General features: G+C 56.5%; 23 protein-coding genes. 19 read left to right on the top strand and 4 right to left on the bottom strand.

The window, feature by feature from the left end:
* Window positions 1-2 precede the first annotated feature (2 nt).
* Both P0G09_RS03350 and P0G09_RS03345 read left to right on the top strand, forming a co-directional pair.
* Window positions 3-827 (top strand): hypothetical protein, encoded by an 825-nt coding sequence (locus tag P0G09_RS03350; RefSeq protein WP_275251922.1) that lies wholly within the window; start codon window positions 3-5, stop codon window positions 825-827.
* Window positions 824-1810, top strand: coding sequence for a hypothetical protein (locus tag P0G09_RS03345; RefSeq protein WP_275251921.1), 987 nt, complete (start codon window positions 824-826; stop codon window positions 1808-1810). Before P0G09_RS03350 ends, P0G09_RS03345 begins: the two co-directional genes overlap by 4 nt.
* On the opposite strand, the gene P0G09_RS03340 is transcribed toward P0G09_RS03345, so the two are convergent.
* The 3 genes from P0G09_RS03340 to P0G09_RS03330 are packed head-to-tail and all read right to left on the bottom strand — an operon-like array spanning window position 1807 to window position 5641.
* Window positions 1807-3156, bottom strand: coding sequence for an ATP-binding protein (locus P0G09_RS03340; protein WP_275251920.1), 1350 nt, complete (start codon window positions 3154-3156; stop codon window positions 1807-1809). The genes P0G09_RS03345 and P0G09_RS03340 overlap by 4 nt on opposite strands.
* Window positions 3153-3842: a response regulator transcription factor gene (locus P0G09_RS03335; protein WP_275251919.1), complete on the bottom strand. Its 690-nt coding sequence runs from the start codon at window positions 3840-3842 to the stop codon at window positions 3153-3155. The genes P0G09_RS03340 and P0G09_RS03335 overlap by 4 nt, the downstream gene beginning before the upstream one ends.
* Window positions 3839-5641 carry a Na/Pi cotransporter family protein gene (locus P0G09_RS03330; RefSeq protein WP_275251918.1) on the bottom strand — a complete coding sequence of 601 codons (1803 nt, stop codon included), beginning with the start codon at window positions 5639-5641 and terminating at the stop codon, window positions 3839-3841. The genes P0G09_RS03335 and P0G09_RS03330 overlap by 4 nt, the downstream gene beginning before the upstream one ends.
* Before the next feature lie 328 nt (window positions 5642-5969).
* Here P0G09_RS03330 and hprK point away from each other — a divergent pair, with 328 nt between their 5' ends.
* From hprK to pfkA, 6 genes are all read left to right on the top strand, one after another.
* A complete protein-coding gene (gene hprK / locus P0G09_RS03325; protein WP_097771149.1) occupies window positions 5970-6905 on the top strand; it encodes an HPr(Ser) kinase/phosphatase in 936 nt (311 codons plus the stop codon).
* A gap of 27 nt (window positions 6906-6932) precedes the next feature.
* Window positions 6933-7871 carry a UDP-N-acetylmuramate dehydrogenase gene (gene murB, locus P0G09_RS03320; protein ID WP_275251917.1) on the top strand — a complete coding sequence of 313 codons (939 nt, stop codon included), beginning with the start codon at window positions 6933-6935 and terminating at the stop codon, window positions 7869-7871.
* A gap of 13 nt (window positions 7872-7884) precedes the next feature.
* The gene (gene rapZ / locus P0G09_RS03315) at window positions 7885-8748 is read left to right on the top strand and encodes an RNase adapter RapZ (RefSeq protein WP_097771147.1); all 864 of its coding nucleotides are present in this window, start codon (window positions 7885-7887) and stop codon (window positions 8746-8748) included.
* Window positions 8749-8784: 36 nt separating this feature from the next.
* Window positions 8785-9729 carry a DNA-binding protein WhiA gene (whiA, locus tag P0G09_RS03310; protein WP_275251916.1) on the top strand — a complete coding sequence of 315 codons (945 nt, stop codon included), beginning with the start codon at window positions 8785-8787 and terminating at the stop codon, window positions 9727-9729.
* Window positions 9726-13241 carry a DNA polymerase III subunit alpha gene (locus P0G09_RS03305; RefSeq protein WP_275251915.1) on the top strand — a complete coding sequence of 1172 codons (3516 nt, stop codon included), beginning with the start codon at window positions 9726-9728 and terminating at the stop codon, window positions 13239-13241. Before whiA ends, P0G09_RS03305 begins: the two co-directional genes overlap by 4 nt.
* 238 nt (window positions 13242-13479) lie before the next feature.
* Window positions 13480-14454: a 6-phosphofructokinase gene (gene pfkA / locus P0G09_RS03300; RefSeq protein WP_097771144.1), complete on the top strand. Its 975-nt coding sequence runs from the start codon at window positions 13480-13482 to the stop codon at window positions 14452-14454.
* A gap of 87 nt (window positions 14455-14541) precedes the next feature.
* On the opposite strand, the gene P0G09_RS03295 is transcribed toward pfkA, so the two are convergent.
* Window positions 14542-15198, bottom strand: a complete 657-nt coding sequence (locus tag P0G09_RS03295; protein ID WP_275251914.1) for an HD domain-containing protein — start codon at window positions 15196-15198, stop codon at window positions 14542-14544.
* A 181-nt stretch (window positions 15199-15379) separates the two neighbouring features.
* Here P0G09_RS03295 and P0G09_RS03290 point away from each other — a divergent pair, with 181 nt between their 5' ends.
* The 11 genes from P0G09_RS03290 (at window position 15380) to radA (ending at window position 24562) form a co-directional block, all read left to right on the top strand.
* Entirely contained in the window at window positions 15380-16336 is a 957-nt protein-coding gene (locus P0G09_RS03290; RefSeq protein WP_275251913.1) for a 2-dehydropantoate 2-reductase, read from the top strand.
* Between the two features lie 126 nt (window positions 16337-16462).
* Complete coding sequence (ligA, locus tag P0G09_RS03285) at window positions 16463-18460, top strand: NAD-dependent DNA ligase LigA (protein WP_275251912.1); 1998 nt, start codon at window positions 16463-16465, stop codon at window positions 18458-18460.
* Window positions 18461-18556: 96 nt separating this feature from the next.
* The gene (locus P0G09_RS03280; RefSeq protein ID WP_275251911.1) at window positions 18557-19477 is read left to right on the top strand and encodes an ATPase, T2SS/T4P/T4SS family; all 921 of its coding nucleotides are present in this window, start codon (window positions 18557-18559) and stop codon (window positions 19475-19477) included.
* Window positions 19474-19932: a hypothetical protein gene (locus P0G09_RS03275; RefSeq protein WP_275251910.1), complete on the top strand. Its 459-nt coding sequence runs from the start codon at window positions 19474-19476 to the stop codon at window positions 19930-19932. The genes P0G09_RS03280 and P0G09_RS03275 overlap by 4 nt, the downstream gene beginning before the upstream one ends.
* 25 nt (window positions 19933-19957) lie before the next feature.
* A complete protein-coding gene (spoIIIAC, locus tag P0G09_RS03270) occupies window positions 19958-20152 on the top strand; it encodes a stage III sporulation protein AC (protein ID WP_005934292.1) in 195 nt (64 codons plus the stop codon).
* Complete coding sequence (locus P0G09_RS03265; RefSeq protein ID WP_005934290.1) at window positions 20149-20532, top strand: SpoIIIAC/SpoIIIAD family protein; 384 nt, start codon at window positions 20149-20151, stop codon at window positions 20530-20532. Before spoIIIAC ends, P0G09_RS03265 begins: the two co-directional genes overlap by 4 nt.
* Window positions 20529-21614 (top strand): stage III sporulation protein AE, encoded by a 1086-nt coding sequence (locus P0G09_RS03260; protein WP_275251909.1) that lies wholly within the window; start codon window positions 20529-20531, stop codon window positions 21612-21614. Before P0G09_RS03265 ends, P0G09_RS03260 begins: the two co-directional genes overlap by 4 nt.
* Window positions 21614-21907 (top strand): hypothetical protein, encoded by a 294-nt coding sequence (locus P0G09_RS03255; RefSeq protein ID WP_156068239.1) that lies wholly within the window; start codon window positions 21614-21616, stop codon window positions 21905-21907. Before P0G09_RS03260 ends, P0G09_RS03255 begins: the two co-directional genes overlap by 1 nt.
* Complete coding sequence (locus P0G09_RS03250; protein ID WP_275251908.1) at window positions 21904-22413, top strand: stage III sporulation protein AG; 510 nt, start codon at window positions 21904-21906, stop codon at window positions 22411-22413. The genes P0G09_RS03255 and P0G09_RS03250 overlap by 4 nt, the downstream gene beginning before the upstream one ends.
* Window positions 22414-22443: 30 nt before the next feature.
* Window positions 22444-23052 (top strand): SpoIIIAH-like family protein, encoded by a 609-nt coding sequence (locus P0G09_RS03245; protein WP_005934277.1) that lies wholly within the window; start codon window positions 22444-22446, stop codon window positions 23050-23052.
* Between the two features lie 97 nt (window positions 23053-23149).
* Entirely contained in the window at window positions 23150-24562 is a 1413-nt protein-coding gene (radA, locus tag P0G09_RS03240; RefSeq protein WP_275251907.1) for a DNA repair protein RadA, read from the top strand.
* The last annotated feature ends 1 nt before the right edge of the window (window position 24563 follow it).

Genomic DNA, 24563 nt, shown 5'->3' with positions numbered 1-24563 from the left:
AGTTGGAACGATCCTGTTTCTCTGAAAAAACATTGACCTTGAGTGTGCTCACAGCAGAGTTCGCTCTGTGCGTGTTACAGACGGGTGCGCCTATAACAGCCCGCAGTTTTCTGCTGCGCGGCCTGCCCATGACACTGGCGCTGGTTCTGATCACCGCCCTGACAGCCGGGGCAGAGCAGCGTGCAGACAGTTTTTGGGGTACAGACTTGCGTTCCCGGGTAGTCTGCGGCGGGCTGGGACTCTGGTTTGTCTGGGAGGCTGTGGAGACCTTCCGTCAGGCGCAGGAGCTTTGCTGGGAGAATTTTTCTTCCATGGCCATGCTGGGGCTTCTCCCGCTGCTGCTCTGGGCAGGATGGAAACTGGAACCTGCCGTACTGGCCCGTTGTGCGCCGATCCTGTGCTGGGCGGCGGCGCTGGCGGGTTTGCTCTGCCTGCTGGGGCTGAATGGCCAGTTCCACTGGGAAAAGTTGATGCTGCCCACCGAGCCAGTAACGCTCACTTTGCCTCTGTATCCGGAATACTTCGCCCTACCGCTGTTCTGCCCGGCAAAGCAGGTGCGGTGCGCTGTCTGGCTTCCGGTGAAAGCCTTTTTACTGGCTGGCAGCTTTGCGCTCTGCACGGAACTGGTGTTTGGGGCGGGGAATGCCCTGCCCGGCATCGAGCTTTTGCGGGCGGGCAGGCTGGGCAGCATCTCCCGGTTTGATGCCCTTGTGCTGCTGGTCTGGTTGGCAGCGGCAATGTTCCGGTTCTGCGTGCTGGTGCAGGTGGTGCGTCAATTGGCCGGGCGGATGTGGGGCAGGGCCACGCCTGCGGAGGAAAACGCATGACGGGCCAACAGCGTGCCCTCCGGTGGCTGGCGGCAGGGGTGCTGGTGCTCTGGTGCGGGGTATTTTTGCGGGCAGAGAACACCGAAAAAAGCATGGTGCGTGCCTTGATTCTTACCCCGCCCACGGTGGCGGTGCAGAGTTGGATGGTGGGTCTGCTCTACCAGTTTCCGGAAGCCGCCGCCGATGCTTCTGATGCCGCCGCACAGGTGCAGCTCTGCACGGGGCAGGGAAACACCCTGCAAACGGCTCTGACTGAAGCCGAGCGCGGCCTGCCCCGTAAGGCAAGTTACCGGCTGTGCGAGTATCTGCTTTTGAATGCCGAAACAACTTTAAAAACCATTCGACAGGCGGAGACCGTGTTGAAAGAGGAGCCGGTGCAGGGCTTGTCTGCCCGGGTCCTCTGCATGGATCTTTCCGGAGAAGAACTGGCCGCAGCAGACGGAGAAAACGAACTGTTCCCGGAACGACTTTTGCAGGCCGTGAAGGAAGCCGCACCGCAGGCTCCGCGTCTATACGAGAGCCGGAACGCTCTTTTGGCCCCGGTGCTTATCCTGACGGATGGTGCCATTGAGAATGCGGAGAAAATGCTTCTGCTCACCGAAACAGGGAACACCCGGCTCACCCCGGCAGAGAGCCAGATGGCACAATTGCTGCTGGGTCAGAGCGGAGAACATACTTTTCCGCTGGGTAGCGGGCAGGTGACGTTCCGGCGCTGTGTGGTATCGGTGGAAGCTGTAGAAGATGGCTTTGCCGTGACCCTGACCGGCCAGCGCAGGGCGGGCACCGCTCTGCCCACAGCAGCACAGTGTGCGGCGCTGGCGCAGCTCTGCGTGCAGACCGTTCAGCGCTGCTGGGAAAACGGGTATGATCTGCTCTCTCTGGGAGCAGTCCGGGCGCTGAAGCAGGGAACAGGGCGAGAAGCGCTGACAACAAAAAACGTCTGCCCGCAGGTGCAGGCAGACGTGAGCTTTTTGCAGTTTTAGTGGGCGGTCTCAAAAACGACGGTGATGGTGGTGCCAACATTTACTTCGCTTTCCAGCTTGACGCGGGCGTTGTGGATGCGGGCAATGTGCTTGACAATAGCCAGCCCCAGACCGGTGCCGCCAGTGGCCTTGCTCCGGCTCTTATCTACCCGGTAGAAGCGTTCGAACACGCTGGATTGCGCATCTTTCGGAATGCCGATGCCGTTATCCTTGACGGTCAGGGTACAATGGCCGTCCCGGGTGCAGGAGGTGATGAGCTGGACCTTGCCGCCTGGTCGATTGTAGCGGATGGCGTTGTCGCACAGGTTCTGGCACAGCTCATCCAGCTGATCCCGGTTGCCAAGTACTTTGGCGCTCTCGCCCAGATAGGTCAGGGAGATGAAGGAGCGCTGTGCGTTCAGCTTCTGGCGTTCCACACATTCCTTGGCCACGTCCAGCAGATCGACCGTTTCCATGTCGGGCTGTGCATGGGTCTCGCTGACGCTGTCCAGGTGCGACAGCTGCAGAATATCGTTCACCAGCTGGATCATCCGGCTGGCTTCTACATGGATCTTCCGGCCAAACTCGGGCACATCGTCGGGTTTGGCAATGCCGGTCTCAATGAGTTCCGCATAGCCGGAAATACTGGTCAGGGGCGTTTTCAGCTCGTGGCTGACGTTGGCCGTGAAATCCTGCCGCATTTTCTCGTTGTTTTCCCGCAGCAGCCGATCAGAGTGGATGCTCTCAGCAAAGGGGATGAGTTCCCGGTAGGGAACGTTTTCCTGAATGTGCTCGAGGTCATCCGTCATTTTCAGAATGGGCTGGACAAGACTGCGGGTCAGCAGCCCGGCAATCAGCGCTGCGGCACCCATCATCAAAATGCAGCTCAGGATGATGGCGGGCAGGGCCGCGTCGTAGATCGACCAGATGGTCTCGGAATCCTGGGCCACACGCAGGATATCGCCGCCGGGCAGCAGCATAGCGTAATAGTAGGTCTCGTACCCCATGGTCTGGGAATCGCGGCAGTTACGGCCTACACCCTCCCGCATGGCCTGCTGGATCTCCGGGCGGGACAGGTGATTTTCCATCTGCTGGTCAGTGGCGGATTCGAACACCACACTGCCATCTGCTGCAATCAGGGTAATGCGCAGGTCTCCGTTGACGAACACGGAGAGCTGATCCGGAGAGGAAAGCTGCTCGTATCCGGCGGAAACCAGATCGGCCTGATGCTCCAGTGAAGTCCACGCCTGTTCCCGGAACGCTTTGTGAAAAACGAAGAGACAGAGCACGGCGGTGCAGACCAGACCGACGAAGCCCATGAAAAACAGCCGGTAACTGATTTTTTCTTCCATGCTCTGCGGTTTCATTCTTCCTCGCCCTCCTCACTGTCGGCCAGCTTGTAGCCGACCTTGCGCACGGTGCAGATATATCTGCCCGCGTCCCCCAGCTTTTTGCGCAGGGTGCGAATGTGCATATCCACGGTGCGGCTTTCAACAGAAATATCGGTGCCCCATACCACCTGCAGAATGGTCTCGCGGGTCACGACAAGGTTCGTGTTTTCTAGCAGCAGGCGCAGCAGACTGTATTCCTTGTAAGTCAGGTCAACATGGGTGCCGTTCACAGTCACGCTGTGGCGGGCATTGTCCAGCAGGATCTCATGGAAGGCATAAACATTCTGCTTCTCCTCGGGGGCAGAGCGGCGCAGGGCGGCCCGCACCCGGCTCAGAAATTCCATGATGCCAAAAGGCTTAGTGATGTAATCATCTGCACCGCAGTCCAGCCCGCGCACGGTATCCAGCTCGCTGGATTTTGCTGTGACCATGATGATGGGCAGGCGGCGCAGGGCAGGGGTATTGCGGAGCTTTTTCAGGATGGAGAAACCGTCCTCACCGGGCAGCATCACATCCAGAATGACCAGCTCAGGCTCTGCGGTGCGCATGGCCTGCCAGAAAGGCTCAGAGTTTTCAAAGCTCTGCACTTCGTATCCGCTGGATTGCAGTGCATATTGCTCCAGCTCGCGGATGGCGGCATCGTCCTCTACAATGTAGATCATTTGTTGGGTTCCTCCTTTGCGGCTGCGGGTGCAGTGTCGCTGTCAGGGAAGAGATAGCGCTCACGGTAACGATCCAGACGGCGCTGGAACTGTTCGCTTTCCTTGGTCTCGTTGCCGTAGCGCAGGTCGTTCAGATAAGCGTGGGTATCAAAGCTGTCCTGTGCCACCTCGATCTGGGCAACAGCCACATTGCTGCAGTGGTCGCAGACACGCTCGTAGTTGGTCAGCAGATCTTCCAGAACAAAACCATACTCAATGGAACAGCTGCCGGTCTGCAGGCGGGCCACATGGCGGGCCTTGATGGCACGCACCAGTTCATCCACAACGGTCTCCAGCGGCTCGACCTTGCCGGCCAGGTGCAGATCGCCTTTGCGGAATGCGTCGGTGGTGCGGCTCAGCACATCCTGCACGGCTCCCTCCAGCACCTGCAGCTCCTCCTGTGCATCCTTGGAAAACTCAATGCTCTTGGCGTGGATCTCTTCGGCGGAGCTCAGAACATTTACAGAGTGATCGCTGATGCGTTCAAAATCGCTGATGGTGTGGAGCAAGGTGTTCACACTCTGGCTGTCGGAGTGACTCATTTCACGGCTGGACAGCTTGACGAGATAGGTGCCCAGTGCATCCTCATATTTGTCCACCTTTTCCTCTTCCTCCCGCACCTTCTGGGCAAGGGAATCGTCCCACTTGTGGGTCAGGCTCATGGCCTGTACCACGCCCACACGGGCCAGCTCGGCCATGTCTGCAGTGGCGGCGCGGGCACGCTCCACAGCCACGGCGGGAGTGTTCAGCAGGCGCTCATCCAGCAGAGCAAAGCTCTCTTTTTCGGCATTGTCCGGAATGGTGAGGATGGCCAGCTTTTCCAGCCCATTTGCAAAGGGCAGCAGAACAGCGGTGGCCGTCAGGTTGAAGATGGAGTGGACCACGGCAATGCCCCAGGCAGTGACTGTCTCATTGACAAAGGCAAAGTCAAGCAGCAGGTTTGCACCATAGAAAATAGCCAGGAACAGGGTAACACCGATGATGTTAAAGTACAGGTGCACCATGGCGGCGCGGCGGGCATTCTTGTTGGCACCCACAGAGGAGATCAGCGCGGTGACGCAAGTGCCGATGTTCTGACCCATGATGATGGGGATGGCACTGCCGTAGGTGATGACACCGGTGGCGCTCAGTGCCTGCAGAATACCAACGCTGGCGCTGGAGCTCTGGATGATGCCGGTGACAACGGCCCCCACCAGAACGCCCAGCAAAGGATTGGAGAAGCGGATAAACAGGCTGGTGAACCACGCCTCGTTTTGCAGGGGAAGCACAGCATTGGACATGGTGGTCATACCGGTCATCAGCACAGCAAAGCCGATCAGAATGGTGCCAACACCCTTGCGCTTTTCGCTTTTGCCCATGTACAGAAGGATGCCGATAAAAGCCAGCACCGGGCTGAAGGAGGTGGGCTTGAGCATATTGATCAGGAAGCTGTCGCCCTGCAGACCGGAAAGGCTCAGGATCCAGCTGGTGACCGTGGTGCCCACATTGCTGCCCATGATAACGCCGATGGCCTGATGCAGCTCCATGATGCCGCTGTTGACAAAGCCAACCACCATAACGGTGGTGGCGCTGGAGCTCTGGATCACGGCGGTGACGCACAGACCCAGGAAAAAGCCCTTGAGCGGGTTGTCAGTCAGCTTGCTCAGGATCTTTTGCAGCTGGCCGCCGGCCTGCTTTTCCAGCGCCTTGCCCATGATGTCCATACCGAACAGGAACAAGGCCAGGCCGCCCAGCAGGGAAAATACATTAAAAACAGTCATTTGAAGTTCCTCGCTTTGTTTGACACGTTTATTTGACGGAATGTTCTCCTATTTATGAGTATAGAGCCTGAATGTAAAATCGGAAATCCAGAGAATGTAAAAAGCGTGTAAAGTGAATGACTGTTTCCCAGTGCAGGGATGCACCATCTCTATTATAAAGGGATATGAGGGAGGATGCAACGGGATGCAGGCTCCGGAATGAAGATTTTCCGGCAGAATCATTGTAATCCGAAACCATCTCGTTTATAATAAGGGAAAGAAAAAGCGTGCCCCGTACCCGGTGTGCTGCCGGGCAGGGAGAGGAAACATTTGTGCAGGAGGAAGAACGATGGCGAATTTCAATGTTTCGCTGAAGAAGCTGACGGAAAAGGTCAGTCTGGATGTGGTCTACACCCCGAAAGGGCTGGAAGAGATCAATGTCGAGATTGCGGAGGTCAACCGCCCGGGCCTGTTCCTTGCCGGATACTATGATTACTTTGATAAGCTCCGGCTGCAGATCCTGGGTCTGGCCGAGATGAACTTCCTCTCCGGCCTTTCTGCCGAGAAGCGGTACGAGCGGCTGGACCAGCTGTTCAGCCAGCAGCCCCCGGCTGTCATCGTCTGCCGCAGTGAGGAACTGGAACCATTTCCCGAGATGCTGGAACTGGCTCAGAAGCACGGGGTGGCCCTGCTCCGCTCCAATGAGATGACCTGCACCCTGATGGGCAGTCTGATCAGCGTGCTGAATCTGGAGCTGGCACCCCGCATCACCCGCCACGGCGTGCTGGTGGAGGTGTATGGTGAAGGGATCCTGATCCTGGGCGACAGCGGCATCGGCAAGAGTGAGCTGGCCATTGAGCTGGTCAAGCGCGGCCACCGTTTGGTGGCGGACGACGCGGTGGAGCTGCGCAAGGTCTCTAACCGCCAGATCATGGGCACGGCTCCGGAGAACATCCGCCATTTTATCGAGCTGCGCGGCATCGGCATCGTCAATGTGGCCCGTGTGTTCGGCGTGGGTGCGGTCAAGGAGAGCGAGAGCCTGGATCTTGTGGTCCAGCTGGAAGCATGGGACCCCACCAAGAACTATCAGCGCACCGGACTGGAGAGCGAATATTACGAGATTTTGGGCGTGAATATCCCCAGCACCAGCATCCCGGTCTCCCCGGGACGCAACCTGGCCGTTGTGCTGGAAACCGCCGCCATCAACAACCGCCAGAAGCGGATGGGCTATAATGCCGCCAAGGAGCTGCTGATCCGTCTGGGTCTGGACGGCACCGTTGAATGAAGATTACAGATAAAGGAATCCTGTTTTATGGAACGATTGAAACAACAGCTGCAGGCGGAGGAGATCCGCTTTGTCGAAAACGAATCCCTTGCTGCCCACTGCACCTTTAAAATCGGCGGCCCGGCGGATGTTTTTGTCCAGCCGGAGACGGAGGAACAGCTCTGCCGTGTGATCGCACTGTGCAAAGCGTGCGATGTAAAATATTACCTACTGGGCAACGGCAGCAACATCCTGTTTGAGGATGCGGGCTACCGGGGCGTGGTCGTGGATACCACGGCTCTGAAAATGGGAATCGGTTTTCTGGAAAACGTCAGCCATCCGGGTGCAGAGCCGGGGGCAGTCTACGATGCAGTCATCGCTGGCGCGGGCTTGAAGCTTTCTGCTCTGTGTAAGGCGGCGCTGGACAGCAGCCTGACCGGCCTGGAATTTGCTTATGGCATCCCCGGCACAGTGGGCGGTGCAGTTTATATGAATGCTGGTGCCTACGGCGGAGAGATGAAAGACGTGCTGGTTTCTGTGACGTATCTGACCAGAGAAGGCGAGATCGTGACAGAAGATGCCGCAAACCTCGACCTCTCCTACCGGCACAGCATCTTTGAGGAAAACGGCGGCTGCATCCTGAGCGCAAAGTTCCACCTGAAGCGTGGAGATTCGGCAGCCATCAAGGCCCGGATGGATGAGCTGATGCAGAAGCGCGTCGATAAGCAGCCGCTGGATAAGCCCAGCGCCGGCAGCACCTTCAAGCGGCCGGTGGGAGCGTTTGCGGCTGCCCTCATCGACCAGTGCGGCCTGCGGGGCTATCGCCACGGCGGTGCTGCCGTCAGCGAGAAGCACTGCGGCTTTGTGGTGAATCTGGGCGGCGCGACCTGCGCCGATGTGCTGGCCCTGTGCGATGAGGTGCGGGCGATCGTAAAGGAAAAGACCGGGTACGACCTGGAAAAGGAAATTCGAGTGGTGAAGGCATAAGAGGGAAAATGGTATGGATCTTCTGATCGTCAGCGGGCTTTCCGGTGCGGGAAAATCGGTTGCGATGAACGCACTGGAGGATATCGGCTTTTTTTGTATCGACAATGTTCCGGCAGAGCTTCTGCCCAGCATCACGGCGTTCTCCAAGGCAGGTGACAACCAGCTCAAGCGGGTGGCGCTCTCCATGGATGTGCGCGGCTGCCACACCAGCGAGCAGATCGAACAGGCGCTGCACCAGCTGGATGAGCAGGGCATCGAGTACGAGATCTTATTCATCGATGCCCCGGATGATGTTCTGATGCGCCGTTACAGTGAGACCCGCCGCCGCCATCCCATCAGCATTGCCGAGGGCATTTCCACCCGGGAAGCGCTGGCAAAGGAACGACAGATTCTGCAGCCCTTCCGGGAACGGGCAGACTACACCATCAATACGGAGTTTCTCTCCACGGCCCAGAACAAGGAGCGCATTTGTAATCTGTTTGCGCCAGATGGCGGGGCAAAGGCAGCAATGCGGCTCACCGTGATGTCCTTCGGCTTCAAGTTCGGCATCCCAGAGGATGCGAACCTGGTGCTGGATGTCCGCTGCCTGCCCAACCCTTTCTATATCCCGGAGCTCAAGCATAAAACGGGGCTGGATGAGGAAGTGGTGGATTTTGTCATGGGCCACCCGGAGGCAAAGGAACTGCTGCGCCGGTACGAAGGTTTTCTGGAGTATGCGCTGCCCCTCTATGTCAAGGAGGGGAAAAGCCAGCTGACCATTGCGGTGGGCTGCACGGGCGGCAAGCACCGCTCAATCACCTTTGCGCGGAAAATCGCGGAATATTGCAAACAACTGGGCTATCAGACCGGCATTCAGCACCGTGATGCGGCGCGCTGACCCGGCAGAGCCCGTGAGAACAGAAATGAGAGTGACATGAGTTTTGCATCCCAGGCACGGGAAGAAATCGCACAGCGCAGTTTGCAGCTGCAAAAGGATTGCTGTGTGCGGGCGGCAGCCTATGGCATCGCCTGCTTTGCCAAATATTTTGATGCACGGGGCCTTGTGCTGCAGACTGAGCAGGAGTTGACCGCCCGTGTGGCCGAACAGCTGTTTGCCCGCTGCGGCGTGCAGGGTACGGTGCTGGAAAAGCCCCGCCCCAGCGGTGTGGTGTATGAGTTCGGCATCCGGGAACCGGAGCAGGTGCGCCGGATGCACGAGCTGTTCGGCACCACGGGCAGCGAGACAAGCTTGCAGATCGACCCGGGGCTCATCCGGTGCCAGACCTGCGTGAGCGCCTATATCAGCACGGCGTTCCTGTGCGGCGGCACTGTGACGGACCCACAGAAGGAGTATAATCTGGAATTTCTGACCGGTCGCACCAACCTTGCAAAGGATTTTGAGGCCCTGCTTGCTGAGCATGAATTTGCGCCCCACCGTACCCGCCGCAACGGCGTAAACCTGATTTACGTCAAAAGCAGCGCCAGCGTGGAGCGCATCCTTGCGTTTATGGGAGCGGCAGAAGCTTCAGCCCGGATGAATGCCCAGAAGGCAGTCAAGCAGCTGCGCAACCAGATCAACCGTCAGACCAATTGTGATACCGCAAATCTGGGCAAAACGGCCCGGGCCAATGCCCAGACCACCCGTGCAATCCGTTTTTTGCAGGAGCAGGGTGCGCTGGAAACACTGCCCGAGGTCTTGCAGCAGGCCGCGGCCATGCGAATGGAAAATCCGGACTTGTCCCTGACAGCTCTGTGTGCCTGCTTTGACCCGCCCGTGAGCAAATCGGGGCTTTCGCACCGGATGAAGAAGCTGGAAGCGCTGGCAGAGGATCTGCGCAGACGATTGGAAGAAAACGCGGAAAAGGAGGAAACGAAATGATCGAACCCAGTGAGGGCAATAAGCAGGGAAGAGACTTCGTCCACCTCCATATCCATACAGAATACAGCCTGCTGGACGGTGCCTGCCGCATCGACCAGCTGATGGATCGGGTGAAGGAGTGCGGCCAGACTGCCATTGCCTGCACCGACCACGGTGTGATGTACGGCTGTGTGCAGTTTTACAAGGCAGCCAAAAAGGCGGGCATCAAGCCCATCATCGGCTGTGAGGTCTATGTGGCCACCCGCACCCGCTTTGATAAGGTGAACAAGATCGATGGAAACAATCATCTGATTCTGTTGTGCAAGAACGAGACAGGCTATAAAAACCTTGCCAAGCTGGTTTCTGCTGCCTTTATCGAGGGCTTCTACTCCAAGCCGCGTGTGGATAAGCAGCTGCTGGAGCAATACCACGAAGGTCTCATCTGCCTGTCTGCCTGCCTGGCGGGTGAGATCCCGCAGGCGATCCTGTCCGGCGATTACGAGCGCGCCAAGGCTTCTGCCCTGTGGTATCGCGACCTCTTTGGCGAGGGCAATTACTACATTGAATTGCAGGATCACGGGCTGGAAGAGGATAACATTGTGCTGCCCCAGCTCATCAAGCTGGCACGGGAGACCGGCATCCCCATGGCAGCCACCAACGACTCCCACTACCTGCGCAAGGAGGATGCCAAGATGCAGGCGATCCTGCTCTGCATCCAGACCGGAAAAACCATGCAGGATGCCGACCGTATGGAGTTCCAGACCGACGAATTCTACGTTAAAACAACGGATGAGATGTACGATCTGTTTGCCATGGTGCCAGATGCCTGTGCCAACACACAGATCATTGCCGACCAGTGCAATTTTGATTTTGAGTTTGGTAACACCAAAATTCCGTATTATAAGGCCCCCGGCGGCATGGACAACCAGGCGTTCTTTGAAAAGCTCTGCTGGGAGGGTCTGGAGCGCCGCTACGGTTCCAATGTGCCGCAGGCCAACAAAGACCGCCTGAACTACGAGATCAGTGTCATCAAGACGATGGGCTATACCAACTATTACCTTATCGTCTGGGATTACGTCAACTATGCCAAGAGCCAGGGGATCCCGGTGGGCCCGGGCCGTGGCTCCGGTGCGGGCAGTATCGCAGCATACAGCGTGGGCATCACTGACATTGACCCCATCCGCTATAACCTGATCTTTGAGCGCTTTCTGAACCCGGAACGTGTCAGTATGCCCGATTTCGACGTGGACTTCTGCTACGAGCGCCGCCAGGAAGTGATCGACTACGTCAACCGCAAGTATGGCGCTGACCATGTAGCCCAGATCGTTACCTTTGGCACCATGGCTGCCCGCAATGCGATCCGCGATGTGGGCCGTGTGATGGGAATGCCGTATCAGGAAGTGGATGTAGTAGCAAAGCAGGTCCCGGCGGAGCTCAAAATGACCATCAAACATGCGTTGGAGGTCTCACCGGAGCTCAGGCGGATGTATGAAACGGACCCGAAGGTGACGGAACTGCTCGACACTGCCATGAAGGTGGAGGGAATGCCCCGCCACGCTTCTACCCATGCAGCCGGTGTTGTGATTACCCCGGAACCAACGGATTATTATCTGCCCCTTGCCACCAACGATGGCCTGCCCGTGACCCAGTTCAACATGACGGAGATCGAGGAGCTGGGCCTGCTGAAGATGGACTTCCTCGGTCTGCGCACCCTGACGGTCATCCGGGATGCGGAGCTGGCCATTCAGAAAAAAGAACCGGATTTCTCCATCGCCAAGCTGGATTATGACGATCCTGAGACCTACAAAATGCTCTCCCGGGGTGAGACCGAAGGTGTGTTCCAGCTTGAATCTTCGGGTATGAAGCAGGTGCTGGTGGGCCTGCAGCCGCAGAATTTGGAAGATGTCATCGCTCTGATCAGCCTGTACCGCCCCGGCCCGATGGATTCCATCCCGACCTACCTGCGCAACCGCCATGAACCGGACAAAATCAGCTATAAGACCCCGCAGCTGGCCCACATTCTGGATGTGACCAATGGCTGCATCGTCTATCAGGAACAGGTCATGCAGATCTTCCGGGAGCTGGCAGGCTTTTCGTTCGGGCAGGCAGATAATGTCCGCCGTGCCATGAGCAAGAAGAAACACGCTGTGATGGAGGCAGAGCGGGAACATTTTGTCCACGGCTGCACAGACCCCGGCAACGAGTGCCCGGGCTGTGTGGCAAACGGCATCTCGGAAAAGGTTGCAAACGAAATTTACGATGAGATGTCCAGCTTTGCGTCCTACGCCTTCAACAAGAGCCATGCCGCCTGTTATGCCTATGTGGCATTCCAGACAGCCTACCTCAAGTGCCATTACCCCAGCGAGTTTATGGCTGCGCTGCTGACCAGTGTCCTGGACAACACCGGCAAGGTCATTGAGTATTCCGGCGAGTGCGCCCGGCTGGGGATCAAGGTCCTGCCGCCGGATATCAATATCTCGGGCAGCGGCTTTACTGCAGAGGACAGCGGTCGGATCCGGTTTGGCCTGAACGCCGTAAAAAATGTCGGTACCCGGCTGATCGAGCGCTCCGTAGAGGAGCGGCAGGAAAAGCCTTATACCAGCCTGTACGATTTCTGCAAACGGATGCATGGTACCGAGCTGAACCGCCGCACTGTGGAAAGCCTCATCAAGGCCGGTGCCTTTGATAATCTCGGCTCCAACCGCCGCAGTCTGGTCGAAGCAACTGAGGGCGTGCTCAAGAGCATCGAGAGTGACAGCCGGAAGAATCTGGATGGTCAGATCGACCTCTTCTCGATGATGAGCGGCATGGACAATACGTCTGCCGCCGACAGCTATGAGATCAAGCCCTGCCCTGAGTATACCCACGCCGAGCTGCTCCAACAGGAGAAAGAGGTCAGCGGCCTGTACCTTTCCGGTCATCCGCTGGATGCCTACCGGGAGCAGTCAGCTCAGTTTGCCACCCACACCATCAAAGCTCTGACCGGCGAGGATGCCAATGTGCCGGACAATAGCCATGTCCGCATCGTCTGCACCATTGTCAAGAGCAAAATGGTGACAACAAAGACCAACAGCATGATGGCCTATACCAGCGTAGAGGATCTGACCGGCACCATGGAGGTCATCGTGTTCCCGCGTACACTGGAAACATTCCGGGACGTGCTGCACGATAACGCGGTCGTGGTCATTGAGGGCCGCCTGTCTATCCGAGAGGATGAACCTGCCCGCCTGGTCGCCGAGAGTATTTCGCCCATTGAGGGCTATAACCCCGCCAGGCCGCAGGACAACCGCCCCAATCAGATGCGGGATGCTGCCCGGCGGCTCTACGTCCGGCTGCCCTCCCGCACCAGCCCGGAGTACGCCAAGGTGGTCAATCTGCTGGAGATTTTTGACGGTGATATGCCGGTGATCTTCTATCTGGAGGACACAAAACAGAAGCTGGCGGCTCCACGCAGGCTGTATACGTCAGGGCATCCGCTTTTCTTTGAGGAACTGCAGCGCATCGTGGGCGAAAAGAATGTTGCAACAAAATGACATGTGCAGGAACGATTCAAACCAGGTGCACGCGTGCCAAAAACAACACCAAGACGTACGCCTGTGAATTTTAATAAACTTTTAACGAAGTGCCAAAAAGGTATTGGATTCAAGCGGGAACTGTGTTATAATGTCTAAAGGCAAGTTATGATCTGAGCAAGGCGATGGAGCTGGTGCCCAAAGAGAGAGGGTAAGTGCTCCATAGGTAAATGACGAAACAATTGGAGGGAATCTTTCCATGGAAAAGCAAATCAAAACGATTGGTGTGCTGACCAGCGGCGGCGACGCTCCGGGTATGAATGCTGCAGTTCGCGCCGTTGTCCGTGCAGGCCTGCACAAGGGCTTCCGTATGATCGGCATTCAGCGCGGCTACAATGGTCTGCTGGACGGCGAGTGCTTTGAAATGAACCTGCGCAGCGTTTCCAATATCATCTCTGCCGGTGGCACCATCCTGTATACGGCCCGCTGCCTGGAGTTCAAGACCAAGGAAGGTCAGGACAAGGGCGCTGCAAAGTGCCGTGAGCTGGGCATTGACGCGCTGGTGGTCATCGGCGGCGACGGCTCCTACCGTGGTGCCCGTGAGCTGGCACACCGCGGCATTCCGATGATCGGTCTGCCCGGTACCATCGATAATGATATCGCCTGCACCGATTACACCATTGGCTACGATACTGCAATGAACACCGCCCTGGAAATGATCGACAAGCTGCGCGATACCACCCAGAGCCATGACCGCTGCAGCGTGGTCGAGGTCATGGGCCGCAATGCGGGTTACATCGCTCTGAACGTTGCCATTGCCTCCGGTGCCATGGCTGTGCTGCTGCCCGAAAAGGAATTCGATATGCAGCACGACATTCTGGATAAGATTACCGAGACGCAGCGCACCGGTAAGCGCCACTTCATTGTTATCGTTGCCGAGGGCATTGGCCACTCTCAGGAGATCGCCAACGAGATCCAGGCCCGCACCGGCATCGATACCCGCGCCACCATTCTGGGCCATGTCCAGCGCGGTGGCTCTCCCACTCTGCGTGACCGCGTGAATGCTTCCGCAATGGGCTATCACGCTGTCTGCCTGCTGGAGCAGGGTAAGTACAACCGCATCGTCGGTATGAAGGGTGAGCACCTTGTGGATTACCCTGTGGATGAGGCGTTGGAGATGACCAAGACGCTGGACCCCGTGCTCATTGATGTGTGCAACACCATTTCTATTTAAAAATAACAGACGCATCTACGTTCTATAACGCGTAAAATCAGCCCTCGGAGAACCGCAAAAAGTTCTCCGGGGGCTTTTTGTTCTGCTTTAAAGCACTTTGGCACCGTTTGCGGTCAATTTGAAGGTTGCGCCCAGCATATCCGCTGCCCCGCGGCACATCAGCATCCGCTGCAGAAAAATCTCGAAGTATTCGTACATGCTGCAAATATCGGTATCAATCTGCAGGTTCAGCGAAATGACTTTTTTCTCGGTGTTGATCTTCAATGTCTGATCTGTTACCGCATAATTGACGCGGTCATGAATGTCGAAGGCTGCTTTCGGCTTTTCGCGCACACGGCTACGGCGCACATCGGTCTTATCACCGATGATGAGCGCCGCTGAAATTGGATCTACGGCTCCGCCGGTGGATTCGTCATGGTTGGAAATTGCCGACACGATCGTGATGCGGTCCGGGATGCTTAAATCGTACTGTTTGAGGATCTCATTGGCCAGAAGCCCACCGTATTCGGCGTGCCGGTTACGGTTGATGGCGTTGCCGATGTCGTGCATGTAGCCTGCGATCCTGGCAAGCTCAATATCGTGCTCCGTGTAGCCGAATTTTTTCAGGATGTGTGCTGCAGTTTCTGCTACCCGGGTACAATGGGCCTGAGAGTGATCGGTATACCCCAACAAGCCCAGATTCTGGTTCCCTTTTTTCAGCAGTTCATTGACTTCTTCATTGTGTCTGATTTCTTTATATGTCATGGCCTTATACCCTCTCCTTGCAAAATAATGTATTTATTATTGTAGGATACTTTTGAATCCTTTGCAATCAGGTTGCTGTAAAATCTATGTGCAAAAGTGGCTTCGCATTTTCATTTCTCTTCCCAGCAAATCGAATTCGTGCTACAATAGAATCGGACAAATCAAAGAGGGAGAATCTAACATGAAAATACAATCTGTTGCCATTTTGGGCGCTGGAGCGGTGGGCTCTTACATCATCTGGGGGCTTTTTTCTAAAAAGGATAATATCCGTCTGGGTGTGATTGCGGAAGGCGACCGTGCCCGGCGGCTGAAAGAAAGCGGATGCGCCATCAATGGAGCAGTTTACCGCCCGGAGGTCTGGACCCCGCAGGAAGCGCAGGGCGTAGACCTGTTGGTTGTTGCACTGAAATATGGCTCACTGCCCGGAGCTCTGGAAAGCATCAAGACCGCTGTCGGCAGCAATACCGTTGTGATGAGTCTGATGAACGGTGTGGACAGCGAAGAGCTGATCGCCGCACAGGTGGGTGCAGAGCATCTGCTGTATTCCTTCATTAAGGTTGCATCTCACAAGGAAGCGGACGGTTACCATTTTGACCCGGATGCAACACTTGGCGTGATCTATGGCGAGCGATTTGCACCATTTGAGAGTGAACGTGTCAAGGCAGTGCGGGAACTGTTCACGGATTCCGGGGTCAACTTCCGGGTTACGGAGCACATTCAGGAAGAGATGTGGAGCAAGTTCCGGCTGAACGTCTGCAATAATCTGCCGCAGGCGATTCTGGGAGCCGGTGTGGGCTGTTACCGGGACAGCGTCCACATGAAAGCCATCAGCGATGGCCTGCGCCGGGAACTGGAAGCCATTGCAACTGCACGGGGCATTGATCTGCGCATTGCAGATGCCGTCAGCCACGGATGCGCTGTTCCTGCCACGGCCCGTTATTCCACTCTGCAGGATCTGGATGCCGGACGGCATACAGAGATCGATATGTTCTCGGGAGCGCTGATGCGGATGGGAAAGGAGCTTGGGATTCCCACGCCGTATAACGAATACACCTACCACATGATCAAGGCCATGGAAGAGAAAAATGACGGCCTGTTCGATTATGATGGCACGGAGGAACCCACCTGGGCAAAATAAAGCGACTGTCTTGTTAGGATTCGGCACGTTCACTCCCGAGTCACCGGAAGCACTTTTGGCTGTATTTTGCTTTTGAAATATGGTATAATTACCGTATTGGTATTGGGAAAAGGAGAGTAAACGAACGTGGAACTGGAACAGGCACGCAAACGCGCGGAAGAGCTGCGCGTGATCATTGAAAGGAACAACCGTTTATACTATGATCAGGATGCCCCGGAGCTGGAGGATTTTGAATATGACGCTTTGACCCGGGAGCTGAAAGCACTGGAGGCAGAATTCCCGCAGCTGGTCACTGCGAATTCCCCGACCCAGAAAGTGGGCGGCACCCCCAGCGGGCGCTTTGCCAAGGTGACGCATGCTGTGAAGATGGAGAGCCTGCTGGATGCGTTTTCCTTCGATGAACTGCGTGATTTTGACCGCCGGGTGCGGGAAGCCGGAATCGAGCCGGAATATGTCGTCGAGATCAAGATCGACGGCCTTTCCTGCAGCCTGGAATATGAAAACGGTGTGCTAGTGCGTGCTTCCACCCGCGGCGACGGCGTGGTGGGTGAAGATGTGACAGCCAATGTCAAGGCCATCAAGCGCATTCCAAAGACTTTGAAAAATGCCCCGGAATATCTGGAAGTGCGCGGCGAGGTCTACATGCCGCACGATGCCTTCCAGCACCTTTGTGCGGAACAGGAATTACAGGGTGCGGCACCATTCAAAAATCCGCGCAATGCTGCCGCAGGCTCTTTGCGCCAGAAAGATTCCAAGATCACCGGCAGCCGGGGGTTGTCCATCTTCGTATTCAACGTTCAGCAGGTGCGGGGCAAGGAACTGACCAGCCATGCCGAAAGCCTCGACTACCTCAAGAGTCTGGGCCTGCCAGTCTCCCCGCGTTATCATATCGTGCACGATATCGAGGATGCCATTGCAGAGATCGAGCAGATCGGCCAGAACCGTGCAGCACTGGATTTTGATATGGACGGTGCTGTGATCAAGGTGAACAACTTTGCACAGCGGGAACTGCTGGGATCCACCAACAAATTCCCGCGCTGGGCCATTGCGTTCAAGTATCCGCCCGAGGTCAAGGAGACTACATTGCGCAGTATCGAAGTCGGCGTGGGACGCACCGGCGTTCTGACTCCCACCGCCTGCTTTGACCCGGTGTTTCTGGCAGGTACCACGGTTTCCCGTGCCACCCTTCACAATGAAGATTTTATCCGTCAACTGGGCCTGTGTATCGGAGATACCATTCAGGTGCGCAAGGCAGGTGATATCATCCCGGAGGTCATCGGTGTGACCCGCCACGAACCGGATGCTCAGCCTTACCAGATGCCGGAATTTTGCCCTTCCTGCGGTGCCCCGGCAGTGCACCTGGAAGATGAAGCTGCATTGCGCTGTGTCAACCCGGAATGCCCTGCGCAGGCACTCCGCAATATCATCCACTTCGCATCCCGGGATGCCATGGACATTGACGGTCTGGGCACTATGGTCGCCACGCAGCTGGTGGATAAGGGGCTGGTACACTCTGCGGCAGATCTCTATGACCTGACAATAGAGCAGCTGCTCACACTGGAAAAGTTCAAGGAAAAGAGTGCGAACAATCTGCTGCAGGCGATCGAAGCTTCCAAGCAGAACAATCTGGATAAGCTGATGTTTGCGTTTGGAATCCGCAACATCGGCGATAAAGCCGCCGCATTGCTGGCAGAGCATTTTGGTTCTCTGCAGGCCATCCGGGAAGCAACCGAGGAGCAAATCGGCGAGATTGATGGTTTTGGCGGCGTGATGGCCCAGAGCGTGACTGAATTCTTTGCCAAGGATGGCACTACCGATCTGGTGCACCGTCTGGCCGATGCCGGTGTGAACATGCAATGGAAGGGGGAGCCCAAGGGCGATAAGCTCGCCGGGAAAACGCTGGTTGTGACCGGAACGCTGGAAACACTCTCCCGCAGCGAAGCCGAGGCACTTATTGTAAAGAATGGCGGAAAAGCAAGCGGTTCTGTTTCCAAAAAAACAGCTTATGTGGTGGCTGGTGCCGCCGCAGGTTCCAAGCTGACCAAAGCACAGGCACTTGGTGTGCCTGTGCTGACCGAAGCAGAGTTCCTTGCTATGATCGCAGAGGATAAGTCCCTGCAATAATCAGAAAACCTGTTCTAAAAAGCCCGTACAGTTTGGATGCTGTGCGGGCTTTTCTGCGCCCTGCGGGTTCTAACTTTCGGGCCGGTGCATACATTGATGGCAAAGGACACGGAAGGAGAACAGAAGATGGACGAGTATTATCAGGTGGTGCAGACGCTGCCCCAATGGCTGGCAAGGCCGCTGGGGCAGCTCCCATCAGAAGACGCAGAGACTGTACATGAGCTGCGGCTCCGGCTGGGCTGTGCTCCACAGTTTACGGTACGAGGATGCAGCTGCACACCGACACAGCTGGCACCTGAACTGAACGCACTGCAAACGATGCAACTGACCCCGTTGCAGATAGAAGAGATCCTGTTCACCCTCTGCGGCGGTTCAGTCCATACCCATCAGACAGAGATCGCACAGGGCTATGTTACACTGGAAAATGGCTGTCGGGCAGGGCTTGGCGGGCGTTTTTTGCAAAACCCGGAACAGGGCACGGTTCTGCAGGAGCTTACCTCTGTCAACCTGCGCATTGCCCGGGAAAAGACCGTTCCGCTTCCCCCGGAACTGACCACCGCGCTGCAAGGGCATTTCATCGGGATGCTTCTTGTTGGAGAGCCGGGCAGCGGCAAGACCACATTGCTGCGCAGTATTGCCCGGGAGCTCGTCCGGCAACAGAAAATCCTTTCGGTCATTGATGAACGGCGGGAGCTCTTTGCCGGGAATGCACACGGCGAGGCGCTGGATGTTCTTGCCGGGCTCCCCAAGGGACAAGCAGTGCAGATGGCATTGCGCACCCTTTCGCCACAGGTGATCCTGCTGGATGAGCTGGGAGGTCTGGATGAGGTCACAGCGCTGGAGCAGGGCCTGTTCAGCGGGGTGGATTTTATCGCCACCCTTCATGCTGCCACACCCGAAGAGGCGACCATGCGCCCACAGGTAAAATATCTGATGGAGCGCGGCGCGGTGCGGGTGCTCGTCTGGCTGACCGGCAGACAAGCACCCGGCTGCATCGGGGAGGTGCGGTTTCTATGAGCCCTCTGCGCTGGTTGAGTGTCTGCTGTTTTGTCGTCTGCGGCTGGTGCGCAGGCGACAGCTTTCATCAGCAGGCGCAGGCGCATCTGGAAGCCCTGCACAAAACGCTGGATCTGCTGGAAACGCTGCATCAGGAAATCAGCTTCCGCCGCAGTGACCTGAATCTTCTCTGCCGGAAGTTGATACAGGATGGGCAGCTTCCACCAGAAACGGTTTCGTTACAAACGCTGGAGCCCTTTCCCTCCCTGACCTTAGAAGAACGCACCCGCTTCTCAGAATGTTTTTCAGGCCTGGGGCGGTTGGAAGCGGAACAGGAGTGCAGACGGCTTGAATTGTATCAGGCACAGTTTCAGGCCGCTTTGCAGGAAAGTGAAGCTGTGGCCCGGACACAGTCGATGCTTTCGCACAAGCTGGGCCTGGCCGCCGGGCTTGCAGCTGCCATTCTGCTGGGATGAATCAGCTCAAAAGGAGAGGACGCGGATGGAGATTGACCTTATCTTCAAAATTGCGGCCATTGGCATCATTGTTGCTGTGCTGAACCAACTGCTGATCCGCTCCGGGCGGGAGGATCAGGCAATGATGACGACATTGGCAGGTCTGGTGGTCGTGCTGTCCATCCTGGTCAAACAGATCAGTGTGCTGTTCGTTACCATCAAGTCGCTGTTTGCACTATGAGTGCAGCCGTGGCTGTGTTCGGCATTGCGCTGCTCGCGGCACTGCTCTATGCAGTTCTGGAAAAGCAGGCCCCCGCCTATGCACTCCTGCTCTCCCTTGGGGCAGCGCTGGTGCTGCTGGTACGGGCAGGGACAAGCATCCGGACAGTACTTTCCGGCATAGCACGCCTGGCTGGACAAGCTGACAGCGGGGCTTTTTCCTGCCTTGTACGGAGTGCGGCTATCGTTTTGCTGACAGATTATACCCGCACCCTGTGTGAGGAAGCCGGGGCAGAATCTTTAGGGTGGTGTGTTGGGCTGGCAGGTCGGTGTCTTGTACTGGCAGCGGCGTGGCCCTTGCTGGAAGAAATCCTGCAGACGATTGGGAGCATTGCAAGATGAAGAACTGGAAGTGGTGGGCTTTTCTGCTGGTGGGAACAAGCCTTTGCCTGTGCGCCCCGACAGCTTTTGCGGCAGAGAGTGCCGGTTTGCACACACAGCTGCCGGGAGCAGAGCTTTGGCAGCCTTATCTTGACCAAAGCCCTGTGGATGCTTTGCAGGTAGCAGAAGACCCGTGGAGCGTTCTGCAAAGTTTTTGCACTTCGTCTCTGTTCCAGACACTGCGGGAAAGCATCCGCGGTTATGCCGCACTGCTGTTGTTTCTGCTCCTGTCTGCCATAGTCAGTCTGTTTCTGGGGGAGGAAGGTGATCACAGCTGGTGTGATCTTGTCTGCGCCGGTGGGTGCGGGATCCTCCTGTGGGAACCATTGCTTGAAATTGCCCGGCAGCTGTGCGCGCAGATCGAAAGCTGGAACCGCTTTCTCTCCGGTTTTCTTCCTGTCTATGCCGGTGTTCTGATCATGGGCGGTGAGACAAGTGCCGGGGCCGCCGCAAGCGGCTTTTTTCTGACATTGCTTTGTCTGCTGGCACAGGCCCTGACGGCCTTTGTACCGCCCATTCTGGAATGCTTCCTTGCATTGAGCATGGCTTGCTGTATTACGGAACAGAGCTGCCTGGGAAACCTGTGCAAAGCGACAGGGACACTGCTGCAAAAGGGACTTTCCCTTACTGGAAAGCTGCTGGCTGCACTGTTGGGATTCCAGCGCATCTCTGCTGCACAGCTCGACCGAACGGCGCTGCGCACAGGACAGTTTCTCACCGGCACCATTCCCATTGTGGGGCAGAGTTTGAGCGATGCTTCCGAGGCTGTTCTGGCAGGCATCCAATTGCTCAAAAGCGGCCTTGGAATGGCCGCTATCCTGATTTTATTGGCTGAGTTTCTGCCACTGTATCTCGGGATGCTTGCACATCTGGGATGTATCGTTCTCTGCGGGACGCTGTGCAGCCTGACCGGAAACAACCGTGGACAGGCACTGCTTACCTGTTTTGCTTCCGCTGTCCGGTGTATGATGGCCTGTATCGCACTCTTTTTCGGGCTGGCCGTAACAGGAACCGCACTTCTTTTTATGCTGGGAGGCGTTTGATGCAGACATTGAAAAGCGCTGCTGTGGTCTTTTGCACTGCCTGTATCTGCGCAGAGCTGCTGGCCCGGCTCACAGGAAACAGCTGGGCCCGGCGGTGCATAAAAGCCGTGGCTGGACTATATATTTTAGTGGTGCTTTTACAGGTCATCCCTCAGCTTCGGACAGAAGTTCAGTCCTTTTCTGTGCCGGATCTTTCGCCCACATCCATGGGCACGCTGGAAGATGCTATTCGGGCTGAACTGGATGCCCGCAGCAGCGGACAGGAAGCAAAGGAGGGGAACCTTTCCGGATGAAGAGCAGGGAACAGAGCCTCTTTGCCGGTTTGCTCCAGAAGCAAAACCGCACCCAGCTCGCGATCATTCTGGGTGTGGTGGCAATGCTGCTGATCTTATTCTCAGAATTATTCTCGACCCCCGCAAAAACCGCAGCAAATGCAGGCAGTTCTTCTGCTGTTTCAGAAACTGCTTACCGGGAGCAATTGGAAACACAGCTGACAGAGCTGATCGAACAGCTCGATGGGGCAGGAAAGACCGTTGTGATGGTGACACTGGAAAGTGGGGAAGAAACGATCTATGCTGTGGATACGCAGTCCGGCCAGATGCAGAACCAGGAGACCCATGTTCTGTTGGAGGATGGCTCCGCCCTGGAAGAGACGACCTATCTGCCTGCCGTCTGCGGTGTGGCTGTTGTTTGTGATGGTGGGGGAGATGTCCGGGTCGCCGCCCGCATCACAGAGCTTGTCCGGGCACTGCTGGATCTTTCGGCCAATCGAATTTGTGTAGAACAGCGCAAAGGATAACGCACCATGTAATATAAGGAGGAAACAGCTATGAGAGCTATCTCGAAGAATACCCGCAAGGCAACAGCCATTACTCTGGCAGCGGCACTGGTCATTGCCGTTTATCTGAACTGGCAGTATGCCCGCACCGGCGTGACGCTGGAAGAGGATGCAGTCAACGTTTCTGCCGTCAGTCAGGAGACCGTTCCCGTTACGGATGAACTGATGACCGAAGCCGAGGCGGTTTCCAGTGCCAACAAGAATTATGGCGAAGCTCAGCTTGTGAGCGTTGCAAACAACAGCGGCTCCAAGTTCTTTGAAGAAGCGCGGCTCAAGCGGACCAAAGCCCACGATGAAGCCATGGACAGCATTCAGAAAGCGCTGAAATCCGCTTCTCTCTCCACGGAAGAAAAGAAGGAGTACACCAGCCAGCTGACTGGAAACCTTGCGGATCTCAACGCAGAAAACGAGATCGAGACACTGGTCAAGGCCAAGGGATTTGCGGATTGTCTCTGCTTTCTGCAGTCAGGTCGGGCCGATCTGACTGTTATGACCTCGGGCGATGCCTTAACGGCCGCACAGGTAGCGCAGATCCGTGACATTGTGTTGAGCAAAAGCAGTGTGACAGCCCAAAATATCACCGTTGTTGAGGTAAAGTAAGGGAGCAGTTGCGGCAGACAACAGAATGTGGTAAACTAAAACAGAACAATGAAATTGAGCGCCGCTTTTCCAGCGGCGTTTTTGCAGGGAGTGCACCATGAAGGAACCAAAGCTCAAAACTGTTTACGTCTGCTCCAACTGCGGTGAAACCAGCCCGCGCTGGATGGGCCGCTGCCCCAGCTGCGGCAGCTGGAATACCATGAATGAGGATGTTGTTGCGGAAGCTCCCAAGGCGGGGCCTTCCAGCGGCAAAGCGGCAGCACCTGCCCGGCAGGAGGGTGTTACTTCGCTGACAGCCCGGCGGTTGGCCGATATCAGCACTACGGAAGAGAAAAGCCGCATCCTGACCGGCATATCGGAGCTTGACCGGGTGCTGGGCGGCGGCATTGTGCTGGGCGGCGTGGTTTTGCTCAGCGGAGAACCGGGTGTTGGCAAATCTACGATGCTTTTGCAGCTCTGCGGTGCCATCTCCAACCAGCATTCTGTTCTGTATATCACGGGTGAGGAATCTGTCCGTCAGGTCAAACTGCGTGCTGCACGGTTGAAAGTGCCGCAGGAGAACATCTATCTTGCTGCGGAGAACGATGTGGACGAGATCTGCGGCCTGATCGAAAAGGAAAAGCCGGAGCTTGTAGTCATCGACTCTATCCAGACGATGCGCTGTATGGATCTTTCTTCCTCGGCCGGTACGGTCAGTCAGGTCAAGGAGAGCGCCGCCCGTCTGCTGGCGGTAGCCAAAAAGCAGGAGATTCCCATGTTCATTGTGGGCCATGTCAACAAAGACGGAGCCATTGCAGGCCCCAAGGTCATGGAGCACATCGTGGATACTGTGCTCTACTTTGAGGGCGACAAAATGCTGCCTTATCGCATTCTGCGGGCTGCCAAGAACCGCTATGGCTCCACCAATGAACTGGGCATGTTTGATATGACAGGGCAGGGGCTGGAGGAGATCGAAAACCCTTCCCAGATGCTTTTGGAAGGCCGTCCGCTGGGGGTTTCCGGCAACTGCGTCGCCTGTACGATGGAGGGCAGCCGCCCCATTCTAAGCGAGATTCAGGCCCTTGCCACCAAAACGAATTTCCCGGCACCGCGCCGTGCCTGCAGCGGCTATGATTATAACCGCATGAATCTGCTCATTGCCGTTCTGGAAAAGCGGGCAGGGTATTTCTTTGGCAATCTGGATGTCTATATCAACATAGTGGGCGGCATTGCCCTGCGGGATACTGCCTGCGATCTGGCGGTCTGCCTGTGTATGGTGTCGTCTCTGCTGGACTGCCCCGTGAGCGATAAGCTCATTGCCATTGGAGAAGTGGGTCTGGGCGGTGAGGTGCGCAGTGTGCCCAACCTTGAACAACGCCTGCGGGAAGCCGAGCGCATCGGCTTTGAGCGGGCTGTGGTGCCAAAACATAGCCTTGCCCACCTGAATCCGGCAGATTATCCGGGCATGAAGCTGATAGGTGCGGCTTATATCTCGGATGCGATCCATGCATTGAAATCAGACCGGTTGTAAC

It is taken from the genome of Faecalibacterium sp. DFI.5.82, from assembly GCF_029076575.1.
In the GTDB taxonomy this organism is placed as follows: domain Bacteria; phylum Bacillota; class Clostridia; order Oscillospirales; family Ruminococcaceae; genus Faecalibacterium; species Faecalibacterium duncaniae.
This window is presented reverse-complemented; position numbering and strand designations above follow the sequence as displayed.

Bases quoted from the DNA above. Each gene is read 5' to 3' on its own strand.
- P0G09_RS03345 (WP_275251921.1), top strand. From the start codon at position 824: ATGACGGGCCAACAGCGTGCCCTCCGGTGGCTGGCGGCAGGGGTGCTG.
- P0G09_RS03340 (WP_275251920.1), bottom strand. From the start codon at position 3,156: ATGAAACCGCAGAGCATGGAAGAAAAAATCAGTTACCGGCTGTTTTTC.
- P0G09_RS03335 (WP_275251919.1), bottom strand. From the start codon at position 3,842: ATGATCTACATTGTAGAGGACGATGCCGCCATCCGCGAGCTGGAGCAA.
- P0G09_RS03330 (WP_275251918.1), bottom strand. From the start codon at position 5,641: ATGACTGTTTTTAATGTATTTTCCCTGCTGGGCGGCCTGGCCTTGTTC.
- hprK (WP_097771149.1), top strand. From the start codon at position 5,970: ATGGCGAATTTCAATGTTTCGCTGAAGAAGCTGACGGAAAAGGTCAGT.
- murB (WP_275251917.1), top strand. From the start codon at position 6,933: ATGGAACGATTGAAACAACAGCTGCAGGCGGAGGAGATCCGCTTTGTC.
- rapZ (WP_097771147.1), top strand. From the start codon at position 7,885: ATGGATCTTCTGATCGTCAGCGGGCTTTCCGGTGCGGGAAAATCGGTT.
- whiA (WP_275251916.1), top strand. From the start codon at position 8,785: ATGAGTTTTGCATCCCAGGCACGGGAAGAAATCGCACAGCGCAGTTTG.
- P0G09_RS03305 (WP_275251915.1), top strand. From the start codon at position 9,726: ATGATCGAACCCAGTGAGGGCAATAAGCAGGGAAGAGACTTCGTCCAC.
- pfkA (WP_097771144.1), top strand. From the start codon at position 13,480: ATGGAAAAGCAAATCAAAACGATTGGTGTGCTGACCAGCGGCGGCGAC.
- P0G09_RS03295 (WP_275251914.1), bottom strand. From the start codon at position 15,198: ATGACATATAAAGAAATCAGACACAATGAAGAAGTCAATGAACTGCTG.
- P0G09_RS03290 (WP_275251913.1), top strand. From the start codon at position 15,380: ATGAAAATACAATCTGTTGCCATTTTGGGCGCTGGAGCGGTGGGCTCT.
- P0G09_RS03280 (WP_275251911.1), top strand. From the start codon at position 18,557: ATGGCAAAGGACACGGAAGGAGAACAGAAGATGGACGAGTATTATCAG.
- P0G09_RS03275 (WP_275251910.1), top strand. From the start codon at position 19,474: ATGAGCCCTCTGCGCTGGTTGAGTGTCTGCTGTTTTGTCGTCTGCGGC.
- spoIIIAC (WP_005934292.1), top strand. From the start codon at position 19,958: ATGGAGATTGACCTTATCTTCAAAATTGCGGCCATTGGCATCATTGTT.
- P0G09_RS03265 (WP_005934290.1), top strand. From the start codon at position 20,149: ATGAGTGCAGCCGTGGCTGTGTTCGGCATTGCGCTGCTCGCGGCACTG.
- P0G09_RS03260 (WP_275251909.1), top strand. From the start codon at position 20,529: ATGAAGAACTGGAAGTGGTGGGCTTTTCTGCTGGTGGGAACAAGCCTT.
- P0G09_RS03255 (WP_156068239.1), top strand. From the start codon at position 21,614: ATGCAGACATTGAAAAGCGCTGCTGTGGTCTTTTGCACTGCCTGTATC.
- P0G09_RS03250 (WP_275251908.1), top strand. From the start codon at position 21,904: ATGAAGAGCAGGGAACAGAGCCTCTTTGCCGGTTTGCTCCAGAAGCAA.
- P0G09_RS03245 (WP_005934277.1), top strand. From the start codon at position 22,444: ATGAGAGCTATCTCGAAGAATACCCGCAAGGCAACAGCCATTACTCTG.
- radA (WP_275251907.1), top strand. From the start codon at position 23,150: ATGAAGGAACCAAAGCTCAAAACTGTTTACGTCTGCTCCAACTGCGGT.